At 38.5% G+C, this 19,893-nt stretch carries 18 protein-coding genes; 8 read left to right on the top strand and 10 right to left on the bottom strand.

The genetic code is table 11. The annotated features are described in order from the left end of the window. Nucleotides 1–177: 177 nt before the first annotated feature. Nucleotides 178–987 (bottom strand): rhomboid family intramembrane serine protease, encoded by an 810-nt coding sequence (locus M2R48_RS15295; protein ID WP_262086633.1) that lies wholly within the window; start codon nt 985–987, stop codon nt 178–180. A 73-nt stretch (nt 988–1,060) separates the two neighbouring features. Between M2R48_RS15295 and mtgA the strand changes: the two genes are divergently transcribed. Together mtgA and ppk1 are read left to right on the top strand one after the other, a co-directional pair. Further along, entirely contained in the window at nt 1,061–1,735 is a 675-nt protein-coding gene (gene mtgA / locus M2R48_RS15290; RefSeq protein ID WP_096734830.1) for a monofunctional biosynthetic peptidoglycan transglycosylase, read from the top strand. Nucleotides 1,736–1,866: 131 nt separating this feature from the next. Continuing rightward, nucleotides 1,867–3,951: a polyphosphate kinase 1 gene (ppk1, locus tag M2R48_RS15285; protein ID WP_004823258.1), complete on the top strand. Its 2,085-nt coding sequence runs from the start codon at nt 1,867–1,869 to the stop codon at nt 3,949–3,951. Between the two features lie 160 nt (nt 3,952–4,111). Here ppk1 and M2R48_RS15280 read toward each other — a convergent pair whose 3' ends face one another. The 5 genes from M2R48_RS15280 to rubA form a co-directional block, all read right to left on the bottom strand. Continuing rightward, nucleotides 4,112–5,326 carry a TCR/Tet family MFS transporter gene (locus M2R48_RS15280; protein WP_262086632.1) on the bottom strand — a complete coding sequence of 405 codons (1,215 nt, stop codon included), beginning with the start codon at nt 5,324–5,326 and terminating at the stop codon, nt 4,112–4,114. Between the two features lie 348 nt (nt 5,327–5,674). Next, nucleotides 5,675–6,580: a LysR family transcriptional regulator OxyR gene (gene oxyR / locus M2R48_RS15275; protein WP_004717396.1), complete on the bottom strand. Its 906-nt coding sequence runs from the start codon at nt 6,578–6,580 to the stop codon at nt 5,675–5,677. A gap of 13 nt (nt 6,581–6,593) precedes the next feature. Beyond that, nucleotides 6,594–7,532: an esterase EstB gene (gene estB / locus M2R48_RS15270; RefSeq protein ID WP_004823254.1), complete on the bottom strand. Its 939-nt coding sequence runs from the start codon at nt 7,530–7,532 to the stop codon at nt 6,594–6,596. 58 nt (nt 7,533–7,590) lie between these two features. Continuing rightward, a complete protein-coding gene (locus M2R48_RS15265) occupies nt 7,591–8,781 on the bottom strand; it encodes an NAD(P)/FAD-dependent oxidoreductase (protein WP_239045174.1) in 1,191 nt (396 codons plus the stop codon). Nucleotides 8,782–8,886: 105 nt separating this feature from the next. Next, entirely contained in the window at nt 8,887–9,051 is a 165-nt protein-coding gene (gene rubA / locus M2R48_RS15260) for a rubredoxin RubA (protein WP_004678010.1), read from the bottom strand. Between the two features lie 494 nt (nt 9,052–9,545). On the opposite strand from rubA, the gene M2R48_RS15255 reads away from it, so the two are divergent. Continuing rightward, entirely contained in the window at nt 9,546–10,091 is a 546-nt protein-coding gene (locus M2R48_RS15255) for an adenine phosphoribosyltransferase (protein WP_262086631.1), read from the top strand. A 145-nt stretch (nt 10,092–10,236) separates the two neighbouring features. On the opposite strand, the gene M2R48_RS15250 is transcribed toward M2R48_RS15255, so the two are convergent. After that, entirely contained in the window at nt 10,237–10,740 is a 504-nt protein-coding gene (locus tag M2R48_RS15250; protein WP_004717385.1) for a YqiA/YcfP family alpha/beta fold hydrolase, read from the bottom strand. Nucleotides 10,741–11,061: 321 nt separating this feature from the next. On the opposite strand from M2R48_RS15250, the gene M2R48_RS15245 reads away from it, so the two are divergent. Next, on the top strand, nt 11,062–11,505 hold the full coding sequence (locus M2R48_RS15245) for an SRPBCC family protein (protein ID WP_262086630.1): 444 nt from the start codon (nt 11,062–11,064) through the stop codon (nt 11,503–11,505). A 24-nt stretch (nt 11,506–11,529) separates the two neighbouring features. Here M2R48_RS15245 and M2R48_RS15240 read toward each other — a convergent pair whose 3' ends face one another. After that, on the bottom strand, nt 11,530–12,246 hold the full coding sequence (locus M2R48_RS15240) for a hypothetical protein (protein WP_262086629.1): 717 nt from the start codon (nt 12,244–12,246) through the stop codon (nt 11,530–11,532). A 103-nt stretch (nt 12,247–12,349) separates the two neighbouring features. On the opposite strand from M2R48_RS15240, the gene lysS reads away from it, so the two are divergent. Continuing rightward, nucleotides 12,350–13,876: a lysine--tRNA ligase gene (gene lysS / locus M2R48_RS15235; RefSeq protein ID WP_262086628.1), complete on the top strand. Its 1,527-nt coding sequence runs from the start codon at nt 12,350–12,352 to the stop codon at nt 13,874–13,876. A 78-nt stretch (nt 13,877–13,954) separates the two neighbouring features. Here lysS and trpS read toward each other — a convergent pair whose 3' ends face one another. Then, nucleotides 13,955–14,968, bottom strand: coding sequence for a tryptophan--tRNA ligase (gene trpS, locus M2R48_RS15230; protein WP_004717376.1), 1,014 nt, complete (start codon nt 14,966–14,968; stop codon nt 13,955–13,957). A gap of 196 nt (nt 14,969–15,164) precedes the next feature. Here trpS and M2R48_RS15225 point away from each other — a divergent pair, with 196 nt between their 5' ends. The 3 genes from M2R48_RS15225 (at nt 15,165) to M2R48_RS15215 (ending at nt 18,762) form a co-directional block, all read left to right on the top strand. Continuing rightward, nucleotides 15,165–16,091 (top strand): DUF808 domain-containing protein, encoded by a 927-nt coding sequence (locus M2R48_RS15225; protein WP_004823247.1) that lies wholly within the window; start codon nt 15,165–15,167, stop codon nt 16,089–16,091. 52 nt (nt 16,092–16,143) lie between these two features. After that, nucleotides 16,144–17,034 carry a neutral zinc metallopeptidase gene (locus tag M2R48_RS15220; protein ID WP_244013578.1) on the top strand — a complete coding sequence of 297 codons (891 nt, stop codon included), beginning with the start codon at nt 16,144–16,146 and terminating at the stop codon, nt 17,032–17,034. A gap of 228 nt (nt 17,035–17,262) precedes the next feature. Further along, the gene (locus M2R48_RS15215; protein ID WP_151956205.1) at nt 17,263–18,762 is read left to right on the top strand and encodes a cation:proton antiporter; all 1,500 of its coding nucleotides are present in this window, start codon (nt 17,263–17,265) and stop codon (nt 18,760–18,762) included. Nucleotides 18,763–18,885: 123 nt separating this feature from the next. Here the strand turns inward: M2R48_RS15215 and M2R48_RS15210 are convergent, their stop codons facing one another. Continuing rightward, on the bottom strand, nt 18,886–19,860 hold the full coding sequence (locus M2R48_RS15210) for an alpha/beta fold hydrolase (RefSeq protein WP_262086627.1): 975 nt from the start codon (nt 19,858–19,860) through the stop codon (nt 18,886–18,888). Between the last annotated feature and the right edge of the window lie 33 nt (nt 19,861–19,893).

Below are 19,893 nucleotides of genomic sequence, written 5' to 3'. Positions count from 1 at the left end.
ACCGCTTTGTTTAAGTGGTTTTATCTGGCTGTTTAATCTCAGTTGAGCCCTTAAAAGACTGCCCAGTGAAGACAGTAAATTAAAAAATGGTGACCTATAGGCCGCCATTTTTTATGCTTCTTGAATTGAGTGTACTCTGCAATGTTTTATTGCGGCATAGACAAGCTATTTTAGAGATTAAAAGTTTAATTGCTCACGCATTTGTGCAATGGCTTGTTGCCAAAGTGGGCTAAGTGGTCCAACGAGATGCTGGCAATAGAGATAAACGCCATAGGTTGCTGCAATTCCTAAAATCACAATGATAATATTGGCAGCTTTACCCATTTTGGCACGTTGTGTTGCATACCAAGCCAAAGCCATGACCGCACCCATTAACATCCCACCGATATGGGCAGCATTGTTAATTCCAGAGGCTAAAAAGCCAAAAGCTAAGTTGATCGCAAGTACCGTTAAAAGTGATCTTTTATCTAAAATGAATCTTTGATTCGGAGTAGGTGGAAACAGCGACAGGAGTGTCAGTGCACCACCAAGTCCCATCACAGCACCCGATGCACCTGCAGATACATGCGGAAAGAGTTTTTGATCAAAGTTTTGCAGCATTTCGTAGCTATTTCGAATATCCAAATAACCACTTAATAAGCTTCCCATGAGTCCAGCAAGGATATAAAGTCCAAGGAAATAAAACTTTCCTAAAGTTTTTTCAGCAACATCACCAAAAATATACAGTGCCCACATGTTCATCATTAGATGCAGGATACCGAAGTGAAAAAACATACTGCTGAATAAGCGATATGGTTCCTCTAAGAAGGTTAAAGGTGCATAATCAGCACCCCAACGCAACGCGTCCAACGTCGTCGGGTCAGTAATATTGACCCCTGATAAGACTTGGATTGCAAATAAACCGACATTGATGACAATCAGTAATAAGGTTATTTTACCAATAGAATTGGGTTGGCTATAAGTTGAAAGATCTTGATATTTAGACATGCTATTGCTTAGCTTTTTATAGATAGATTCAGCTTAACATGAAACGTCAGAATTTTCGGAGTAAGCGGCTGACATGAAAGCTTTTATTGTTCGTGCTTTGTTAATTGTGGTCAGTATTTTGATCATGATTCAGCTATGGATTTTCTCAAGTTTAATTTATTGGCGTACTCATGATGTAGAAACCACCATGTTTATGCGTTGGACATATCTGTCTGATTTTGAACCGATTCAACATCAATGGCGCGACTATGACAAGATCAGTGATAACTTTAAACATGCAATTGTCGCTGCAGAAGATGCCAAATTTCTCGATCATCATGGTTTCGACTGGGATGGTATTGAAAATGCACTACAACGTAATCTCAAAAAAGACAAAGTAGTCGCAGGTGGTTCAACGATTTCTCAACAATTGGCTAAAAATTTATTCTTCTATAATCGTCGCTCATTTATTCGCAAAGGTCAGGAAGCGATTGCCACCACCATGATGGAGCGGATGTGGACTAAACAGCGCATTTTAGAAGTCTATATGAACTCTGTTGAATTTGGTGATCATATCTATGGTGTTGAAGCTGCATCACAACATTACTTTTCTAAAAGCGCGGCAAGTTTAAGTCGTGAACAGGCCGCATTTTTAGCAGTGATTTTAACCAATCCGAAGTATTATCAAAAAAATCCAGATGATTCTAAGCTTCAATACCGTAAGCGTTTGGTTTTGAAGTATATGCGTTATACCCGTATTCCAGATTGACGCTAAATAAATGAATTTAAAAAAGCACAAATTGATGTGCTTTTTTTATGAAGCGATGCTTTTTTTATGAAATTGTCACAAATTTGAAGCATACTAGAATTAAGACATTTTTTTTGATGCAGGTTTATTGCATGAATACCGCAGTGACGACAACAACGCCTACAGAATATTCTTATAATGAACGATATATAAATCGTGAGCTTTCAATTTTAGATTTCCATTTACGTGTTTTAGAGCAAGCCGTTGATCCTTTACATCCCTTGCTTGAACGTATGAATTTCTTATTGATCTTTTCTCGTAATATGGATGAATTTTTTGAAATCCGTGTTGCAGGAATGATGGAGCAATTAACTTTAGGGAATGAAAGTCGTTCACCAGATGGTTTGACGCCAAAACAAGTTTTAGACCAAATCTCTAAAACTGCACATGAAGCGATTGAGCGTCAGTATCGCATCCTCAATGAAGAAATTTTTCCTAAGTTACGTGAAGAAGATATTTGCTTTTTACGTCGTGGCGAGTTAACGCCTGCACAATCTGTGTGGATTAAAAAATATTTCCAAGAACAAGTTGCACCAGTGCTTACTCCCATTAGCCTTGATCCTGCACATCCATTCCCACGATTGGTCAATAAAAGTTTAAACTTTATTGTGACTCTAGAAGGGAAGGACGCATTTGGTCGACAAATTGATTTAGCAGTTGTACCAGCACCACGTTCGCTTCCTCGTGTAGTACGTTTACCTGATGAGCTTACAGGCGGCAAAGAACATTTTGTGATGTTGTCTGCGATTATTCATGAGCATGTATCGGATTTGTTCCCAGGGATGACAGCTACAGGTTGTTATCAGTTCCGTGTCACACGTAACGCAGATTTGGCGCTGAATGAAGATGTAGAAGACTTAGCCAAAGCATTGAAAGGTGAATTGAGTTCACGTCGTTTTGGTCGTGCAGTACGTTTAGAAGTGACAGAAAACTGTCCAAAGCATATTTATGAATATTTGCTTGAAGAATTTGATCTAGAACAAGAACAACTTTATAAAGTGGATGGGCCAGTAAATCTGGCACGTCTTGTGTCAAATTTTAAACGTCCACATATGCGTTATGATTCGCATGTACCCGCGATTCCAAAAGTATTGAAAAAGTCTGAAAATATTTTTTCAGCAATGCAAAAACAAGACATTCTTTTACACCATCCATTTGAATCATTTGCACCAGTTATTAACTTGTTGCGTGAAGCTGCACGTGACCCCCAAGTGTTAGCGATCAAACAAACCTTATATCGTAGTGGTGCTGACTCTGAAATTGTTCAGGTACTTGCAGAAGCGGCACGTAATGGTAAAGAAGTCACCGCTGTGATTGAGTTACGGGCGCGTTTTGATGAAGAATCGAATATCGCCGTTGCCAATGTATTACAAGAAGCAGGCGCTGTTGTGGTTTATGGCATCGTAGGCTATAAAACCCATGCCAAAATGATCTTGGTGGTACGCCGTGAGAATAATAAGTTAGTACGTTATGTGCATTTGGGTACAGGTAACTACCATGCAACGAATGCACGTATCTATACCGATTATGGACTGCTCACTACAGATAAAGAGCTTTGCGAAGATGTACATCGTATTTTCCAAGAATTGACCGGTATGGGCAAAATGGCGAAGTTGAAAAAACTGTTACATGCGCCGTTTACGCTACATGCTCAGTTAATTGCTTTTATTGATGATGAAATTGCCAATGCCAAAGCGGGCAAACCTGCGCAAATTATTGTTAAGGTTAACGCATTAACTGAAGTTCAATTGATCAATAAATTATATGAAGCTTCGCAAGCAGGGGTACAAATTGATCTGATTATTCGTTCAATTTGCTGTTTACGTCCAGGGTTGCCAAACCTGTCTGAAAATATTCGAGTACGTTCAATTGTCGGGCGTTTCTTAGAACATACCCGTGTTTATTATTTCGGAAATAATGGCAATCCACGTATTTACTGTTCAAGTGCAGACTGGATGGATCGTAATTTATTTAATCGTGTAGAAGTGTGTTTCCCGATTGAAGATCCAGCATTAAAAAAACGTATTTACCAGCAAGGTTTAGTCAACTACTTAAAAGACAATATCCGCGCTTGGCTGTTGCAAGGCGATGGGACTTGGACTCGTGTGCAACCTAAAGAAGGCGAGGCAATTTACAATGCACAACAAACTTTGCTTGAGCACTTTGTAAATGGTTAAGCCAAGATAATTTGATTGTCTTAAGCCCGATTAAAATTCATCGGGCTTTTTTGTATCAATCAATCGGATTTTAATGAAATTGAATGACTTGGTTATTTTAGATTTAAGTTTTTTAAATCATCAACCAACGCTTCTAATAAAGCATTGAAGTTCTTAAATACTAGGATGATTTAAGCTGTTGTGGTTTTAAACTCGATAAAATTGCGGGTAATGCAATTAAATAAATCATCGCAACAACCAACCATATAGCGCCACTCCATTGTGTTTGGAAATGAAAGTAAAGTGTAGAGAATAACAATGGGGCAATAATCGAGGCCAGACTAATGGTTGATGCGATAACACCTTGAAACTGTCCTTGCTGTGCAGCTGGGATTTTTTGTGAAACAATAGCTTGTAGTGCAGGAGTGCCGATACTTCCTAGGGCAAAGATCGGCATGATTGCAAAAATGATCCAAGCGTGTTGGGTAAAAGCCATGATGATTAATGCCATACATATACATGCCAGACCGATCAGCACGGTATTTCTTTCACCAAAATATCGGACGGCATGTTGCGGTATAAATGACTGAACCAGTACTTGGCATAAACCAAAAGTGCCTAAAGAAAGACCAACCCAAAATGTATTCCATTTAAAGGTATCGTGTCCCCAAAGTGCCCAGCAGACACCATAAGCTTCACCGCAGGCGCTAAACAGAAAAAATATCAGCAAAATCGGCAATATACCTTTTTGAGCAAGGATAAAACCAAAACTTTTCAAAGGATTTATTTTTAAACTCGAACGTTGCGAAATTGAAACTTGAGGGGGAACTGGGAGTGGATTGTTGTTTCGGGATTCAGGGAGTAGCCAAAATGCGATAAGCAAGTTAACGCTTGTTAAAATTGCCGCAACAAAAAAAGGCAGTCGTAACCAATATCCGCCCAATAATCCACCGAGTACAGGACCGAGAATAAATCCAATACCAAACATGGCGCTCATTAAACCAAAATATTTTGCTCGATTTTCTTCTGACGTGGTATCAACGATATAGGCGGAAGCAACAGGCATATTGGCACAACTTATTCCAGCAATGATCCGTCCAATGAACAGCAAGACAAGAGAGGGTGAGCAAGCAAGAAACAAATAGTTGAGTGCAGAACCGGCAAGTGAAATCAGCAGAACAGGTCTTCGACCGATACGGTCACTCAAAGCACCTAAGATCGGGGAGAAAATAAATTGCATAAGCGCATACAGGCTTAAGAAAACCCCCATTAACAAGGCAACGTTATGCTGATGGCTCAGATCTTTCAGTAGTGAGGGAAGCAGAGGGAATACGATGCCAATGCCAATTGCATCTAAGACAATCGTTGAAAAAATAATATATAAAGGTCGGTTCATACGCGTCCTATCGAAAATTCAGGCACAGAAAACTGTGGAAACCTGTTAACGATGCTTGGAAGATTCAAGCCCTATGGAACGCTGACCAATGCGAAGAATTGGATATGTGTCGACGAGATGGATGCATGCTTTTAAAAAACAAGCTGAGGATAGGTCGATTTTTCGCGATTTTTATCGTAACAATACATACAAAAATAAGCGATTATTTTTGTACTGGTCAAATATTATCATGCTTGATCCAGTAAAAACAAGATCGTTTTAATTTTGCTTATGCTGAGGTGATTTATAGGCTTTTTAGATATTCAATAAAAAAGGAGTCAATCATGACTCCTTTTCAGTATTGGAAAATTAACGTAAATTTGGCGTGATTTTTTGAAGAATTTGTACCAACACATCAAATTCACTTTGTAGTGGTGTACTTTTACGTGTAACTAAAGCCAAAGTGCGTGATGGTGCATTCTCAATAGGTTTAACCACAATCTGATCATTGTTTTTCAGCATATGTGCATGAATTGCAATCTCAGGAAGCAGTGTATAGCCTAAGTTTGAACTGACCATTTCCACTAAAGTTGGCAATGAGCTCGCTTTTAAACGGTGATCATTTTTACGCTCACCGATTGGGCAAACACTTAAGGTATGATCACGTAAGCAATGACCTTCTTCAAGGAGCATAAGATGAGAAAGATCTAAATCATCTAAGCTTCTTGCATTCATCGCATTTTGATCTGCTTTATTGCAGACTAAGAATAAATCTTCTTTCGCAATTTCAGCAACTTTCAAACCACGTGTGTCGAATGGTAAAGCCAGCATGATCACATCTAGATTGCCATGCTCAAGTTTTTCAACAATTTTTTCACTTTGTGCTTCATGCAGATGCAACTGAATTTTTGGAAGTTGTTTATGCACTTCTTCCAAAAGCTGCGACAAAATGAAAGGGGCGATGGTTGGAATAATCCCTAAATGCAAATCACCAGTTAACGGTTCACTCATTTCTCGACTTAACCGCATCAAGTCCTGAGCATCGGCGAGTAGAACACGGGCTCGGGCAACAACTTGCTCACCTAGAGGAGTTAAACGTACGTTTTGGCGATCACGTTCTACGAGTACGCCACCCAATAAACGTTCTAACTCCATGATTCCACCAGATAAAGTAGATTGAGTTACAAACGAACGGCGCGCTGCTTCAGTGAAGTGCAGCGTCTCAGACAATGTCACTAAATATGACAACTGTCTTAGGGATGGTAATGCAGCCATAGTGTCCTAATGCTTATGATTTAAAATGATGTGCAAATAACCCGCTAAGTTGAGGAACAAAATGCGGTGGGATATCATGCCCCATTCCCTCAATTAATTCAAATTTAGCGCCTGAAATTGCTTTAGCAACTGCCTTACCATGACTTGGAGGTAGTAACCGATCTTTAGAGCCATGTAACACTAAAGTTGGCTTTTTGATCTGCTTATCCAATTTAAGTAAGGAACCTGTACATAATATTGCTAAAAACTGTTGAAGTACACCCGCTGGATGATAACTACGACGATATAATTTACGTGCAGTTTGAATTGCTTCAACTTGGTTGATATAACCAGGTGAACCAATCATATGAAAAACCTTCAAGGAATGATTCACAATTCCTTCTTCATCACGTGATTCAGGTTTACCAATGAGACTAAAGAGTTGTTTTGGAAATGGTGGAGGTAGCAAAGGTTGATTATTACTGGTAAAGAGTAAGCCGACTTTATCAATTTTCTCAGGATATTTTGCAGCTAAAATTTGAGAAATCATACCACCCATTGAAGCACCCAAAATATGTGGTTTTTCAATGCCTAAACGATCAATCAATAATGCAACATCATCCGCCATATCAAATAAGTTATAAGGCGCGCCGTCATTCGGTAAGCCCAAAGCAAAGCGACCCATCAGCTTATAAGAGTTTAAACGTGGACCTTGGTGGCGAATTTTTGAAGATAAGCCAATATCACGATTATCAAAGCGGATCACATGAAAGCCTTGATCAATCAGTGATTTACAAAAAAAATCAGGCCAAAATAACATTTGCGCACCCAAACCCATAATCAATAGAATGGTCGGGTGTTGTGGATTTCCACCAGTTTCAACATGAAGTTGAATACCATTTCCTAAATCGACTTTGGTTTCATTCATGAACGATGCATAAGGTGAAACTTGAAATTGAAGTGCGCTATTCATTGTTATTTTCCTAAGCAAGGATATTCTTTGATTAAAAAATATCCTTACTATTAAAACCTTAAACCGATGCAGGAATCAAGTCTGGAACCAGTTTTGTTAATGTTAAACGCTGTTTTCCAGCAGTTGCACCTAACAATACAAAACCACGTAAGGTACCTTCAGCATCTGTTGCTTTAGATAACATTCCATCTTCAAACTCTTCATTCTCCCATGTAACATCTACATCAATTGGAGCAGGAAGTACAGTCAAAGGTGCAGCTGGGGTTTTCACTGCGACTGGCATTGCAGGGTAGTGCACAGTGGTGGTTTGTCCACTCAAGGTTTTGGCCAATGCACGCGCTTGTTGCATGATTGGCATGACAAATGGCAAGAGTGTTCCATTCACTTCGGCACAGTCACCGATGGCAAAAATATCTGCTTGACTGGTTTCGAGCAAGGTATTGGTAATCACACCACGACTGGTGTTGATTTCTGTAGCTTTAGCCAAGGCAATATTAGGTTGTAAGCCAATCGCAGAAAGCACAACATCCGCGAGCAAGGACTGACCACTGGCCAATGAAACGATATAACCACGCTCAGATTTAGAAACTTTTTCTACAGTGGTGCCCAAGGCAAATTTGATTCCTGATTGTTCAAGATTGTCTTTAAACGCTTGTGCAACATGATTAGGCAGTAAACGCCCTAACGGCTGTGGTGCTAAGTCGATCACCGTAACCTGATGCCCAGTATTTTGTAAGTCATTGGCAAATTCACAACCAATTAAGCCTGCACCTAAAATCACCACACGCTTGTTACCACATTCACCCGTGCTGCAATTGTCTAAAGTTTCACGGAATGCACGATAGTCAATTAGTGAGTTAACCACATGAATATCATCACTTCCGTCACCAGCAATCGCTAATCGAATCGGATTTGCGCCCACAGCGAGAATAAGTTTTGAGTAGCCTTGAGTTGAAGGTTGTCCATCTTTTTCAAGGGTTAATTCATGTTTCTCTGCATCAATACTTTTAACCCATGTTTCTTTTTCAATCCGCATGTTCAGTTGGCTACTCATCTTTTCAGCATCGCCTAAACCAATTTGTTCAGGCGCTTTTTTTCCAACCAATGCATTAGATAGGGTAGGTTTTGCATAATTCACCGCATCATCTGCGCAAATCATCACCAATTCCTGTTCGGTGTTTAACTTACGAAATTCTCTTGCAAGGGTATAACCCGCCATGCCAGAACCTATGATGATGATCGGTTGCATATCTTTCTCCATACCTGTTTCAAATTTAGAGGTGAATTGAATAATTTTGTATTGTTGAAAATAAATGTAAAAAAGACCATGTAAACATGGTCTTTACGCAATATCTTAGATTTCTACCATTTCAAAGTCTGCTTTAGAAACACCGCAGTCTGGGCATGTCCAGTCATCAGGAATGTCTTCCCACTTGGTACCTGCTGCGATGCCATCTTGTGGCCAACCTTCTGCTTCGTCATAAATCCAACCACAAACGATGCATTGATATTTCTTCATCTGATTCTCCGATATCTGACAGATGCATTGTTTTTTCTGTCAGTAAATTCCTTCTGCTGCTTGACTCAAATAATATGCAAATAAAATGTGTACATATTCCTCTAAATTCTTACGCAGTTCTGTATCTAAAGTAAAGTAAATATCGGAGTTTATCTAACTAATCTCAAAGCTGAATGGCAGCTCAGGACAAAAGCGATGTTTATTATGCCAACTTTGTCAGACAATTTTAATTACAATCCTGTCATAACAAGGGATGAGCGCTGATATAAAAGTTTAAAAATATTTGAATTTAGACAAAGGTCTAGATGAATATTTTAGACAAAAATATTAAGCTAGAATTAGCCTATTCTATAGCCATCATTTTTTGTGAAAATGGGCTTAATAAATTCAATAACTTAGCGTGACTTTAATATTGAACAGGTAGCGAGCTGCTGTCAATTTTGGCTATGAAACATTAAAATTCACGTATTATTTATCTTTTTTAATCTCCCCCCATGATGAACATGTCTACTGCTTTGTGGTCAAGTATTCGTACTGTCCAAAACTTCCCAAAACTAGGTATTTGTTTTTATGATTTAACCCCATTGTTTATGAACAATCTTGTGGAGTTAACCGATGCATTGATTGCGAGTATTCCTGTAGAGCAATTGGATGCTGTGGATAGTTTTGTTGCAGTTGAAGCACGAGGTTTCGTTTTAGCCAGCTTATTGGCACAACGTACCGGCAAAGGCTTATTATTGGTTCGTAAAGCAGGGAAGTTGCCACCTCCAGTAGTTGGTGTGGGCTATAGCTTAGAATATGGTTTAGATCGCTTGGAAATGTCAGCGGATATCGCAGCACAAAAAGTGATTATTGTAGATGATGTCTTGGCTACAGGTGGTACTTTAAAAGCTGTCCATCAATTGATGCATAAATGCCAACATACGGTATTGGGTGCAAGTATTTTTCTTGATCTGCCTGATTTACATCAAGATCTTGGTTTAGAGATTTGGTCAGTGCTTGATGAGCATTCCAAGCCAGTTGAAAAAGCGGTTGCTTAAAAGTAATAACAAGTTAAGTTTTCGGGCTACATTATTGTGATTGAATACTTAAATTATTTGTTTGTCTGTCTCGTCATGAAAAAGCCTTGTAAATACAAGGCTTTTTTAGTTGGAGAGCAGCGAACTGTGCTTTGAATATTTTATTTCAAGCAATAAAGGTTTGTTCCATATATTCAATTAAATGATTTAGGTTTTCAGGTTGGACTAAACGATGGTGTCCACCTTCAACAGCTTCAATTTGCATATATGACTCTAGTTGCTCAAGTACTTTATACATATCTAAAACCTCATCACCCAGTTCCAGATAAGCAATTTGTGGAATGTCATGGTCTAAATCATGTTCATCAATCGCTGCATAGTCTTCACGGAAATCTGGATTTAAGCTTGGATTGGCAAGGATTGCAGGAATTCGATGTTGCTGTGACATTTTTAATGCCCAATATCCACCTAAACTATGACCTACCAGTAAATCGGGTTTAATCTTTTCAATAATATCGTGATAAAAACACTCAACCGTTTTGTAGTTAAGATTACGATAATCCACGTTAATACAATATTTTTTTTCAGCATTTATGGCATGGAATTTTGTTGATTCTTTAGATGAATCTAGTCCATGTAAAAATAAAATTTTAGAATGAATACTCTTCATTGTTATCGTTTTCATATGGTCTTTCTTTATTGAGCAAAGGTAGAAATTGAACAAAGCTAGAAAAAGTTATCAATGGATTTAAAATTTTCCATTTAACTATTTTTATATTCAAATATTCTACTTAGCTGCACTTTTTTAAAAACTTAGATTTTGGTCTAAGAGTGTTGTGTAACAGATCAACATGCTTGTTATTTATTGTTTAACATATTGAATGTTTAGGGTTAAATTTTTTTGGTGATGGATTTTTATTAACAAAAATTAATCATTCTGGGTTTTTATTGTACTAAGCTATAGATTGGATCAATAAAATAAGAGAAAGAAATGATGACTTTAAGCTATGACATTGTCATTCAAGCGAATGCACAAACAGTATGGAATATCCTGTGGGATACCCATACTTATTCCAAATGGACCCAACCGTTTTCGGAAACTTCGCAAATGCAGTCTGACTGGAAAATTGGCGGGGAAACCTTATTTCAGGATGCCAGTGGCAATGGTATGGTCGCCACTATTGTAGAGTTGGAGCAGTTTAAAAAAGTGGTATTTAAACATTTGGGTGTTTTGAAAAATGGTGTTTTAGATTCAACAAGTGCAGATGTTCAAAGTTGGAGTGGCTCTTTAGAAAAATATTTCTTAAATGAACAGGGTGCAACAACCACATTATCTGCTGAAATAGAAACCTCTGAGGAATATAAGGACATGATGGATCGTGCTTTCCAGCAAGGGTTTGCCATAGTCAAATCATTGGCTGAACAAGACCATTGAGAAACTTAGCACTTTCATTATTATTTAATGGCATTGAATAATCAGTGGTTGTTCAATAGAAAATGGTTTTGCCACACCATTTTCATTACGCGGTTGGAAGCGAATTTTTTCTAGTAAAGGTTGCAGTATCGATTTCATTTGTTCGTGAATTAAAGGGGTGTAACGGATATTTAGGATTTGCCCTTGTGCATCTACCAAAAAATTTGCTGAGAGCGAGATATTACCTTGTTGATCAAATTTAATTTTATTCTGAGATGGTGTCTTACTTTGATCACAAAAAGGTTCTAAAGCGCTTTGTACTTGTGAAAAGTTGGGTTTTATAGCGTATTGGACGCGGGCTGGAAATTTAATAAACAGAATGTATTTCCCATAATAATATTTTATTTTTGCGATGCTTTGTTCATCAACATTGAGGGTTTTATTTTTAAAATCATTACTGACTTGTGGTAATTGATCCAGAGTAAGTTTTTTTGCCAGTTCTAAAGCCCTTAAATTGAGTGCTTTTTGAGTGGGGTGTGGATTCATTAATTTGACTTGGCTTTGCAGACTGTTTCGATTTGGAACGATTTCTAATTGCCAAATATAATCTTGATTATTGAGATTGGTGCTTTCAATTTTTATAGGAAGATCTTTTTGAGTATTGCTCATAACAACGATTTGCTCGGCATCAACCACAGTTGAAAACCACAAAACATTGAAAAGAATGATACTTTGGGCGAATCCTTGCCAGTATTTATTCATGATTTTTAATTTTTACATGGTTCGTAGAGTTATATTCATACGCATTATGTTGTAAATCTGCTATGCTATGCAACTTCCGTTTTTTAATATAATCGAGGCAGAGATGACGCAACATAACGCTCAATCGACTTCTGAACAACACATTTCCGAAAACGATTTAATTGCACAGCGTCATGCCAAGTTAAAGCAAATTCAAGATCACGCCAAGGAAACCGGTGTTAGCCCATGGCCAAACACATTTAAGCGTGAGCATTATGCGCAAGATCTACAAGAACAATTTGCAGATCAATCTAAAGAACAAATTGAAGCAGGTGAGCAAGTTCACGTATCTGTAGCGGGTCGTGTGATGTTGAACCGTGGTTCATTCATCGTGATTCAAGACATGACGGGCCGTATTCAATTGTATGTGCCACGTAAAGAGCTTGCACCTGAAGTTCTAGAAACTGTGAAAAGTCTAGATCTTGGCGATATTATTGCTGTTCAAGGTTATATCGGTCGTTCTGGCAAAGGTGATTTATATGTTCATATTGAACATTTTGAATTATTGACGAAATCGCTTCGTCCACTTCCAGACAAGTTTCATGGTTTGAATGACACAGAAGTAAAATACCGTAAACGTTATTTAGACTTAATTGTGAATGAAGAAACACGTAAAACTTTTGAAATTCGTGCAAAAGTTGTGTCAGGTATTCGCAACTATCTCATCAATGAACGTTTTATGGAAGTTGAAACTCCGATGATGCATGTGATTCCAGGTGGTGCGTCAGCGCGTCCATTTGAAACACACCATAATGCATTAGATATGCCATTATTCTTGCGTATTGCACCTGAGCTTTACTTAAAACGTTTAGTTGTTGGTGGTTTTGAACGTGTATTTGAAATTAACCGTAATTTCCGTAATGAAGGTGTTTCAACGCGTCATAACCCAGAATTTACCATGATTGAATTCTATCAAGCTTATGCTGATTACAAAGATCTCATGGCTTTGACAGAAGGTATGCTTGAAAAATTAGCAATCGACATCTTGGGTTCAACAGATGTTCCTTATGGTGAAGAAGTGTATAGCTTCAAAGGTCCATTTAAGAAAATCTCGATGTTTGATGCGATTCTTGAGCATAACCCAAATTTCTCTGCTGAAAATGTTTCGGATCGTGAGTTCTTGGCAACATTTATTCGTGAAGAGTTAAAAGAGCAAGTTAAACCAGGTTTTGGTTTAGGTCGACTACAAACCATCGTATTTGAAGAAACTGTTGAAACTCAATTACGTCAGCCGACATTTATCACAGAATATCCTGCGGAAACTTCGCCGTTAGCACGCCGAAATGATGATAATCCACATATCACTGACCGCTTCGAATTCTTTATCGGTGGTCGTGAGTTGGCAAATGGTTTCTCGGAATTAAATGATCCAATTGACCAAGCTGAACGCTTCCAAGCGCAAGTTGCTGAAAAAGATGCGGGCGATGATGAAGCAATGCATTTCGATGCTGACTTTATTGAAGCATTAGAATACGGTTTACCTCCTACAGCAGGTGAGGGTATTGGTATCGATCGTTTGGTGATGTTATTTGCCAATGCAGCAAGTATCCGCGATGTGATCTTATTCCCACATATGCGTCATAAAAATTAATTTATGATGTTATAAAAGATGTTGTAAAAAAAGCCACTGAATTCAGTGGCTTTTTTTTGCTTAGACAATCAGCGCATTTTAGAAATGAAATACGCCTAAACCATTTTTGATTTCGTCTAAAGTATCTTGAGTGATGATACGGCATTTTTCCGTACCAGTTTTTAAGATATCCATGATGTAATCTGGATCTTTGGCAAGTTCCATACGACGTTCACGGATTGGTGTAATCAACTCTTTTAACACACCTTCAAGACGTTTTTTCACAGTACCATCGCCTAAACCACCACGACGATAATGTGCTTTAAGTTCTTCAACTTCTTCTTTATTTGGATCAAAAGCATCTAAATAAGTAAAGACAATATTTCCTTCAACCTGACCTGGATCTTCAATACGCAGATGGTTTGGATCGGTATACATTGCATTGACTGCTTTTTTGATGTCTTTATCTGTTGCATCTAACACGATGGTATTGCCCAATGATTTCGACATTTTGGCTTTACCATCAAAGCCAGGTAAACGGCTCATATTGGATAAAAGCGCTTTACACTCAGGTAAAACCTCTTGTCCAATTTGACGGTTTAAACGACGAACAATTTCATTGGTCTGTTCGATCATTGGAATTTGGTCTTCACCAACTGGCACGACAGTGGCTTTAAATGCAGTAATATCGGCAGCTTGTGCAACAGGGTAGCAAAGAAAACCTGCTGGAATATCACGCTCAAAACCACGTAATTGAATTTCAGCTTTGATGGTTGGGTTACGTTCTAAACGAGAAACCGTCACAAAGTTTAAATACAACATGGTGAGTTCATTCAACGCGGGTAAGCAAGATTGAACACAGATTGTGGTTTTTGTTGGGTCAATGCCGACTGCTAAATAGTCTGTTGCTACTTCAAGAATATTACGACGAACTTTTTCAAAGTTATCCGCATTATCTGTTAAAGCTTGAGCATCTGCGAGAAGGAGGTGTTGATGATGAGAATCTTGTAAGCCTACTCGTGAGCGCAAAGAACCTACAAAATGTCCCAAATGTAGTTGTCCAGTAGGACGGTCGCCTGTCAAAATCACAGGACGATTATCTTGATTCGTCATTATCGCTTCCAAAGTCTTTGTATAGACAGTCGTGTTTTATGAATGGGCACTATTGTACGAGATAATTTATTTTAATGTCAGCGAAAAATGGTGTAGAACCAATTTTTATCAATAAATGTGAAAATCTACAAAATTTTATATAGAAAAATGAATTTTCACTTTAAAATGACAGGATAACTAAAATTTTGGATAAAAAATGGCAAGTAGTCTATTAATATTATTAGATGATATCGCAGCAGTGCTCGATGATGTTGCCGTCATGAGTAAAATGGCGGCTAAAAAAACTGCGGGTGTTTTAGGTGATGATTTAGCACTGAACGCACAACAAGTGAGTGGTGTAAGAGCAGAGCGTGAGCTTCCTGTGGTATGGGGTGTCGCAAAAGGCTCCTTTATCAATAAATTAATTTTAGTGCCTTTGGCTTTGCTGATCAGTGTGGTTGCACCGTGGTTGATTAATCCATTGTTAATGATTGGTGGTTTGTTTCTTTGCTATGAAGGCGTTGAAAAAGTTCTACATAGTTTGCAGCATAAAAAAGCCAAAACAGGTGAGGCTGCACAAGAAGAATTACAACAAATCGAAACTGATTTAGCCACATTTGAAAAAGATAAAATTAAAGGTGCGATACGCACAGACTTTATTCTTTCTGCTGAAATTGTGGTGATTTCTTTAGGCACTGTTGCGACGGCAGCATTTGGTACCAAAGTGATGGTGCTATCTGTCATCGCAATTTTAATGACGGTCGGTGTTTATGGCTTTGTCGCTATGATTGTAAAGATTGATGATTTAGGTTTGTACTTAACTCAACAAGCATCAAATGTTAAACAAAGCATTGGCCGTGGTTTACTGGTATTTGCACCAAAGTTAATGAAAACATTAACGATTGTCGGAACCATCGCAATGTTCCTTGTCGGTGGGGGGATTATCACCCATGCGGTATCAACTTTGCATCATTGGTCAGAAGAAGCCGTTGATCATATTCAACATATTCCAACTGTTGGTAGTGTTATTGGTGCATTAACACCAACGTTAATCAATTTACTGATTGGTATCGTCGCAGGTTTAGCCGTGGTATTGGTTGTTGGACTTATTCAAAAAGTTCGTGGCAAATCAACAACAGCCTAAATGCAAAGCACATCCTAAACGATAGCCAATTTAAAATAAAAAGGACCGATCTATGCGTTGGAAAGGACGTAGAGAAAGTGATAATGTCGAAGATCGCCGTGGCGGTGGTGGCGTAAAAGCGGGTGGGATTAGTATCCTGGGTTTAATCGTCGCTTTTGTTGCATGGAAATTCTTTGGTGTTGACCCACAGCAAGCCTATCAAGCGACCAAACAAGTGACTTCGGCTGGAGCAAGTCAAAATTCCGAACCCACCAATTTAACCCCTGAACAGCAGGAAACGGCATCTTTTGTTAAAACCGTTTTGGCAGATACCGAAGATACTTGGAAACCGATTTTCCAACAACAAGGTGTACAGTACGTTTCACCTAAACTGGTAATGTTTAGTGGTGCGATACAATCAGGCTGTGGTACAGCTCAATCTGCAATGGGGCCATTTTATTGCCCAGCAGATCAAAAAGTGTATATCGATACCCAATTCTTTAAAGATATGCGCCAACAGATGGGCATCTCTGGGGAAAAAAATCAATCTGAGCTTTCAGCTAAAGATGAAGCGGGTGATTTTGCACAAGCTTATGTGATTGCGCATGAAGTTGGGCATCATGTACAAAATTTATTGGGAATATCGTCTCAGGTTCAACAAGCACGCCAGCGTGCCAGTGAAACTCAGGGCAATCAACTTTCAGTACGTTTAGAATTACAAGCGGATTGTTTGGCTGGGGTTTGGGCCAATCGTACACAACAACGCACGCAGTTTTTAGAACAGGGTGATATTGAAGAGGCGATGGATGCTGCTGAAAAAATTGGTGATGACTACTTGCAGAAAAAAGCACGTGGTTATGCGGTACCTGACAGCTTTACGCATGGCACCAGTCAGCAACGTATGCAATGGTTTAACATCGGTATGAACTCTGGTGATATCAATGCGTGTGATACCTTTAAATAGACAGCTATAGATTGTTGGGTTAAAGAAGAGAACATCATGTTCTCTTTTTTTCTCAATCAATTTTTTTTAAGCGCTTTTTATGTTAAAAAATATAACCAGTAATCATCATATTTCAGTTTTTTTTGTACAATTATCTAGATTGTTAAATGGTCTCTTATTTTATATTTTATAAAAAAATGATTGAGTGTTTGATGTGCATTTAAATTAAAAATCTAAAACAGGTTTCGGATGGGTAACTATTTCTTTCTTCAGGTCTTTACAGTCATTTTTGCGCTTTCTATTGCGACTACAATTTTTAATAAGCGAATATTAGGTTTCCCTCAAGCCATTGGTGTTCCCATTGTTTCTGCAATTTTTGTCTTTATTTTGCAATGGGGTGCCAGCTTACTCAATGGCAATCAATTTATCTCGATTAATATTCATAATATTGAAGAAGCTGTACGGCATGTCGATTTTTATGATTTTTTAGTCAATGGTGTCATTTGCTTCATTTTGACTTCTTCAGCACTTAAATTTAAGGTTTCAGATTTAAAAGTTTATTGGAAGCCGATCAGTATCTTGGCAACGATTGCCTTACTGCTCTGTGCTGTATTTTTTGCAGGATTGGTATTTGGTTTCCAATTCTTGATTGGCAATCCCGTTCCAATTTTAGTTTTATTGTTACTGGGTTCTGCCTTAGGTGCGACAGACCCGATTGGGATCAAAGGTGTACTCAGTTCAGTACGTGCGCCGCATCATCTGATTGTTAAGTTGGAAGGTGAGTCCTTATTTAATGATGCGATGTGTATCGCAGTTTTCATGACTTTATTAAATGTCCTCGAAGGAGAGCATTTTAGTTTAATGGCAACGCTACAAACTTTTTTATATGAGATTGTGGTTGCTGTCATCATTGGTTGGGCTTTTGGTCTGGGAATCTTGCGTTTATTACGTGGTAAACATGAGATGGAGTCCTTGATTCTTACCACTGCATTATTGGCATGTGGTTCTTATCTGGTTGCATTATTTGCCCATGCATCTGCTCCGATTGCCTGTGTGATTGGCGGTTTAATTGTCGGTAATAAATGGAAAGAAATTTTACAGGATCGTGAAATTCGTGAGGTCAATCATTTTTGGCATACGGTAGAAGGGATTATTAATTCTTTTCTCTTTACCTTGATTGGTCTAGAAATCTTTATTTTAGATTTAAGCACAAGTTTGATTCTTGGTGGTATTTTTGCTTTCTTTGCTTTGCATCTCTCTCGTTTTGCCGCAAATTTCTTAGCTTTTGCATTTTTCCCATCATTCCGCAAAAAAAGCTATAACGGTAGTCTGGCTATTCTTTCTTGGGGAGGGGTTCGTGGGGGGATTTCACTTGCACTGATTCTTGCTGTGGCAAACGTCCCTGAGCTACGTGACTACAGTAGTATTCTAATTGGTTATACCTTTATCAGCGTATTACTTTCAGGTGTCGTCTGTGGTTTGGGGTTACCTGCAGTCATGAATGCCTTTTATTACAATCCAAATGAAGAAACCCAAGGTTTCAAAGGTTGGTATCAGCGCATGTGCAATAAAATGAACCGTAAAGGCATCAAATATATTGTGGGTGAAGATAATGAAGGGCATGAAACCATCACCATTTATAACCCAGAAGCGTTGGTTGACAAGAAAGCTGCAGATGGTGTGGCCTCTGTACATCATCCTGAAAAAGCGCAGGAAATGAAGCGATTGGAAAATCCTGGTAACTTCTAAATGCAGCGCATTCAGCCAAATGAATAGTTAAGGTATAAAATTAAGAAGCTAAAACTTCAATATTCTTAAACGTTTGTCGTAATAAAAAAGCCAGTAACAATACTGGCTTTTTTATTGGAGCTGTTATTTTGCGTTTTTGCCTAAGAAATCGAGGTAAGGTTTCACCAGAAGTTGCTCTTGTTCTAAAATCGGTAAATGCCCGACTCCTTTTAGAATGATTGGCTCTTGTGCATTTTTCAATAGGCCTTTGAGTTCAGCTGCAGCTTCAACATTGATAATTTGGTCTTTATCTCCCCATGCAATCAATACTGGCTGGTCAATCGAACGTGCTGCAATGGCAAAAGAATCTGGGGTAAATAATTTAGACATGACAATCAGCTGTTCAACCAATTTGGTGGTGTTTGCTGATTGGCTGATCATCAATTTCTCTTGAGCATCTTTTAATTCTTTAGGAATAAAAGGCGGTAGACTGGTGGCAATTTTCATTAAACGATCAAAATCGCCAGGTTTGCTGACAATCATATTACGTAAAGTTGTCGGATCTTTTAAATAAGGAGTATTGGCAGATTTAAATACACCTGCACTATCAATTAAAAATAAAGATTTGGTATCAACAGGGTATTGTGCTGCGTAAAGTAAGGAAATCGAGCCACCCATCGAGTGACCAGCGATATTTAAACCATTGTCTACTTTAATGGCTTCAGCAAAACGACGTAATTTTTCAGTGAGATTGGGCAATGAATAATCAAAATCATTAGGGACTTTACTGTCACCTTGACCTGGAAGATCAGGAATAATCACATGATAATAAGGCGTTAAGTAACGTGCCACACGATTCCAGTTATCACGACTTCCAGCTAGTCCATGAACAAGCATAATGGTAGGTTTGCCAGCTGGTCCGCCTTCACTATAGGCCCAATCAATATCACCGACTTTTACACGTTTGGTTTCCATGCCCGCCCATGCACGTTCTTGTTGAAGCACACTTTGAATATCAATCGCTGGGGCAGCATAGCTTGTGGTTGATAAGCCTACTGTTACCACAGAACCCATTGCCAATGCCGTCGATAAAATCAGTTTGTTGAAGATTCCTTTCATCTTTGAATACTCTTGTTGTTGTATTTGAGGTAC

This window comes from Acinetobacter sp. I-MWF (assembly GCF_025433935.1).
Lineage (GTDB): Bacteria > Pseudomonadota > Gammaproteobacteria > Pseudomonadales > Moraxellaceae > Acinetobacter > Acinetobacter guillouiae.
This window is presented reverse-complemented; position numbering and strand designations above follow the sequence as displayed.

What these genes read in the sequence shown, in the direction of transcription:
- M2R48_RS15240 (WP_262086629.1), bottom strand. Translation starts at nt 12,246, where the DNA reads ATGAATAAATACTGGCAAGGATTCGCCCAAAGTATCATTCTTTTCAAT.
- M2R48_RS15215 (WP_151956205.1), top strand. Translation starts at nt 17,263, where the DNA reads ATGGGTAACTATTTCTTTCTTCAGGTCTTTACAGTCATTTTTGCGCTT.
- M2R48_RS15250 (WP_004717385.1), bottom strand. Translation starts at nt 10,740, where the DNA reads ATGAAGAGTATTCATTCTAAAATTTTATTTTTACATGGACTAGATTCA.
- M2R48_RS15265 (WP_239045174.1), bottom strand. Translation starts at nt 8,781, where the DNA reads ATGCAACCGATCATCATCATAGGTTCTGGCATGGCGGGTTATACCCTT.
- rubA (WP_004678010.1), bottom strand. Translation starts at nt 9,051, where the DNA reads ATGAAGAAATATCAATGCATCGTTTGTGGTTGGATTTATGACGAAGCA.
- M2R48_RS15295 (WP_262086633.1), bottom strand. Translation starts at nt 987, where the DNA reads ATGTCTAAATATCAAGATCTTTCAACTTATAGCCAACCCAATTCTATT.
- oxyR (WP_004717396.1), bottom strand. Translation starts at nt 6,580, where the DNA reads ATGGCTGCATTACCATCCCTAAGACAGTTGTCATATTTAGTGACATTG.
- estB (WP_004823254.1), bottom strand. Translation starts at nt 7,532, where the DNA reads ATGAATAGCGCACTTCAATTTCAAGTTTCACCTTATGCATCGTTCATG.
- lysS (WP_262086628.1), top strand. Translation starts at nt 12,350, where the DNA reads ATGACGCAACATAACGCTCAATCGACTTCTGAACAACACATTTCCGAA.
- M2R48_RS15245 (WP_262086630.1), top strand. Translation starts at nt 11,062, where the DNA reads ATGATGACTTTAAGCTATGACATTGTCATTCAAGCGAATGCACAAACA.
- M2R48_RS15255 (WP_262086631.1), top strand. Translation starts at nt 9,546, where the DNA reads ATGATGAACATGTCTACTGCTTTGTGGTCAAGTATTCGTACTGTCCAA.
- M2R48_RS15210 (WP_262086627.1), bottom strand. Translation starts at nt 19,860, where the DNA reads ATGAAAGGAATCTTCAACAAACTGATTTTATCGACGGCATTGGCAATG.
- M2R48_RS15280 (WP_262086632.1), bottom strand. Translation starts at nt 5,326, where the DNA reads ATGAACCGACCTTTATATATTATTTTTTCAACGATTGTCTTAGATGCA.
- mtgA (WP_096734830.1), top strand. Translation starts at nt 1,061, where the DNA reads ATGAAAGCTTTTATTGTTCGTGCTTTGTTAATTGTGGTCAGTATTTTG.
- trpS (WP_004717376.1), bottom strand. Translation starts at nt 14,968, where the DNA reads ATGACGAATCAAGATAATCGTCCTGTGATTTTGACAGGCGACCGTCCT.
- M2R48_RS15220 (WP_244013578.1), top strand. Translation starts at nt 16,144, where the DNA reads ATGCGTTGGAAAGGACGTAGAGAAAGTGATAATGTCGAAGATCGCCGT.
- M2R48_RS15225 (WP_004823247.1), top strand. Translation starts at nt 15,165, where the DNA reads ATGGCAAGTAGTCTATTAATATTATTAGATGATATCGCAGCAGTGCTC.
- ppk1 (WP_004823258.1), top strand. Translation starts at nt 1,867, where the DNA reads ATGAATACCGCAGTGACGACAACAACGCCTACAGAATATTCTTATAAT.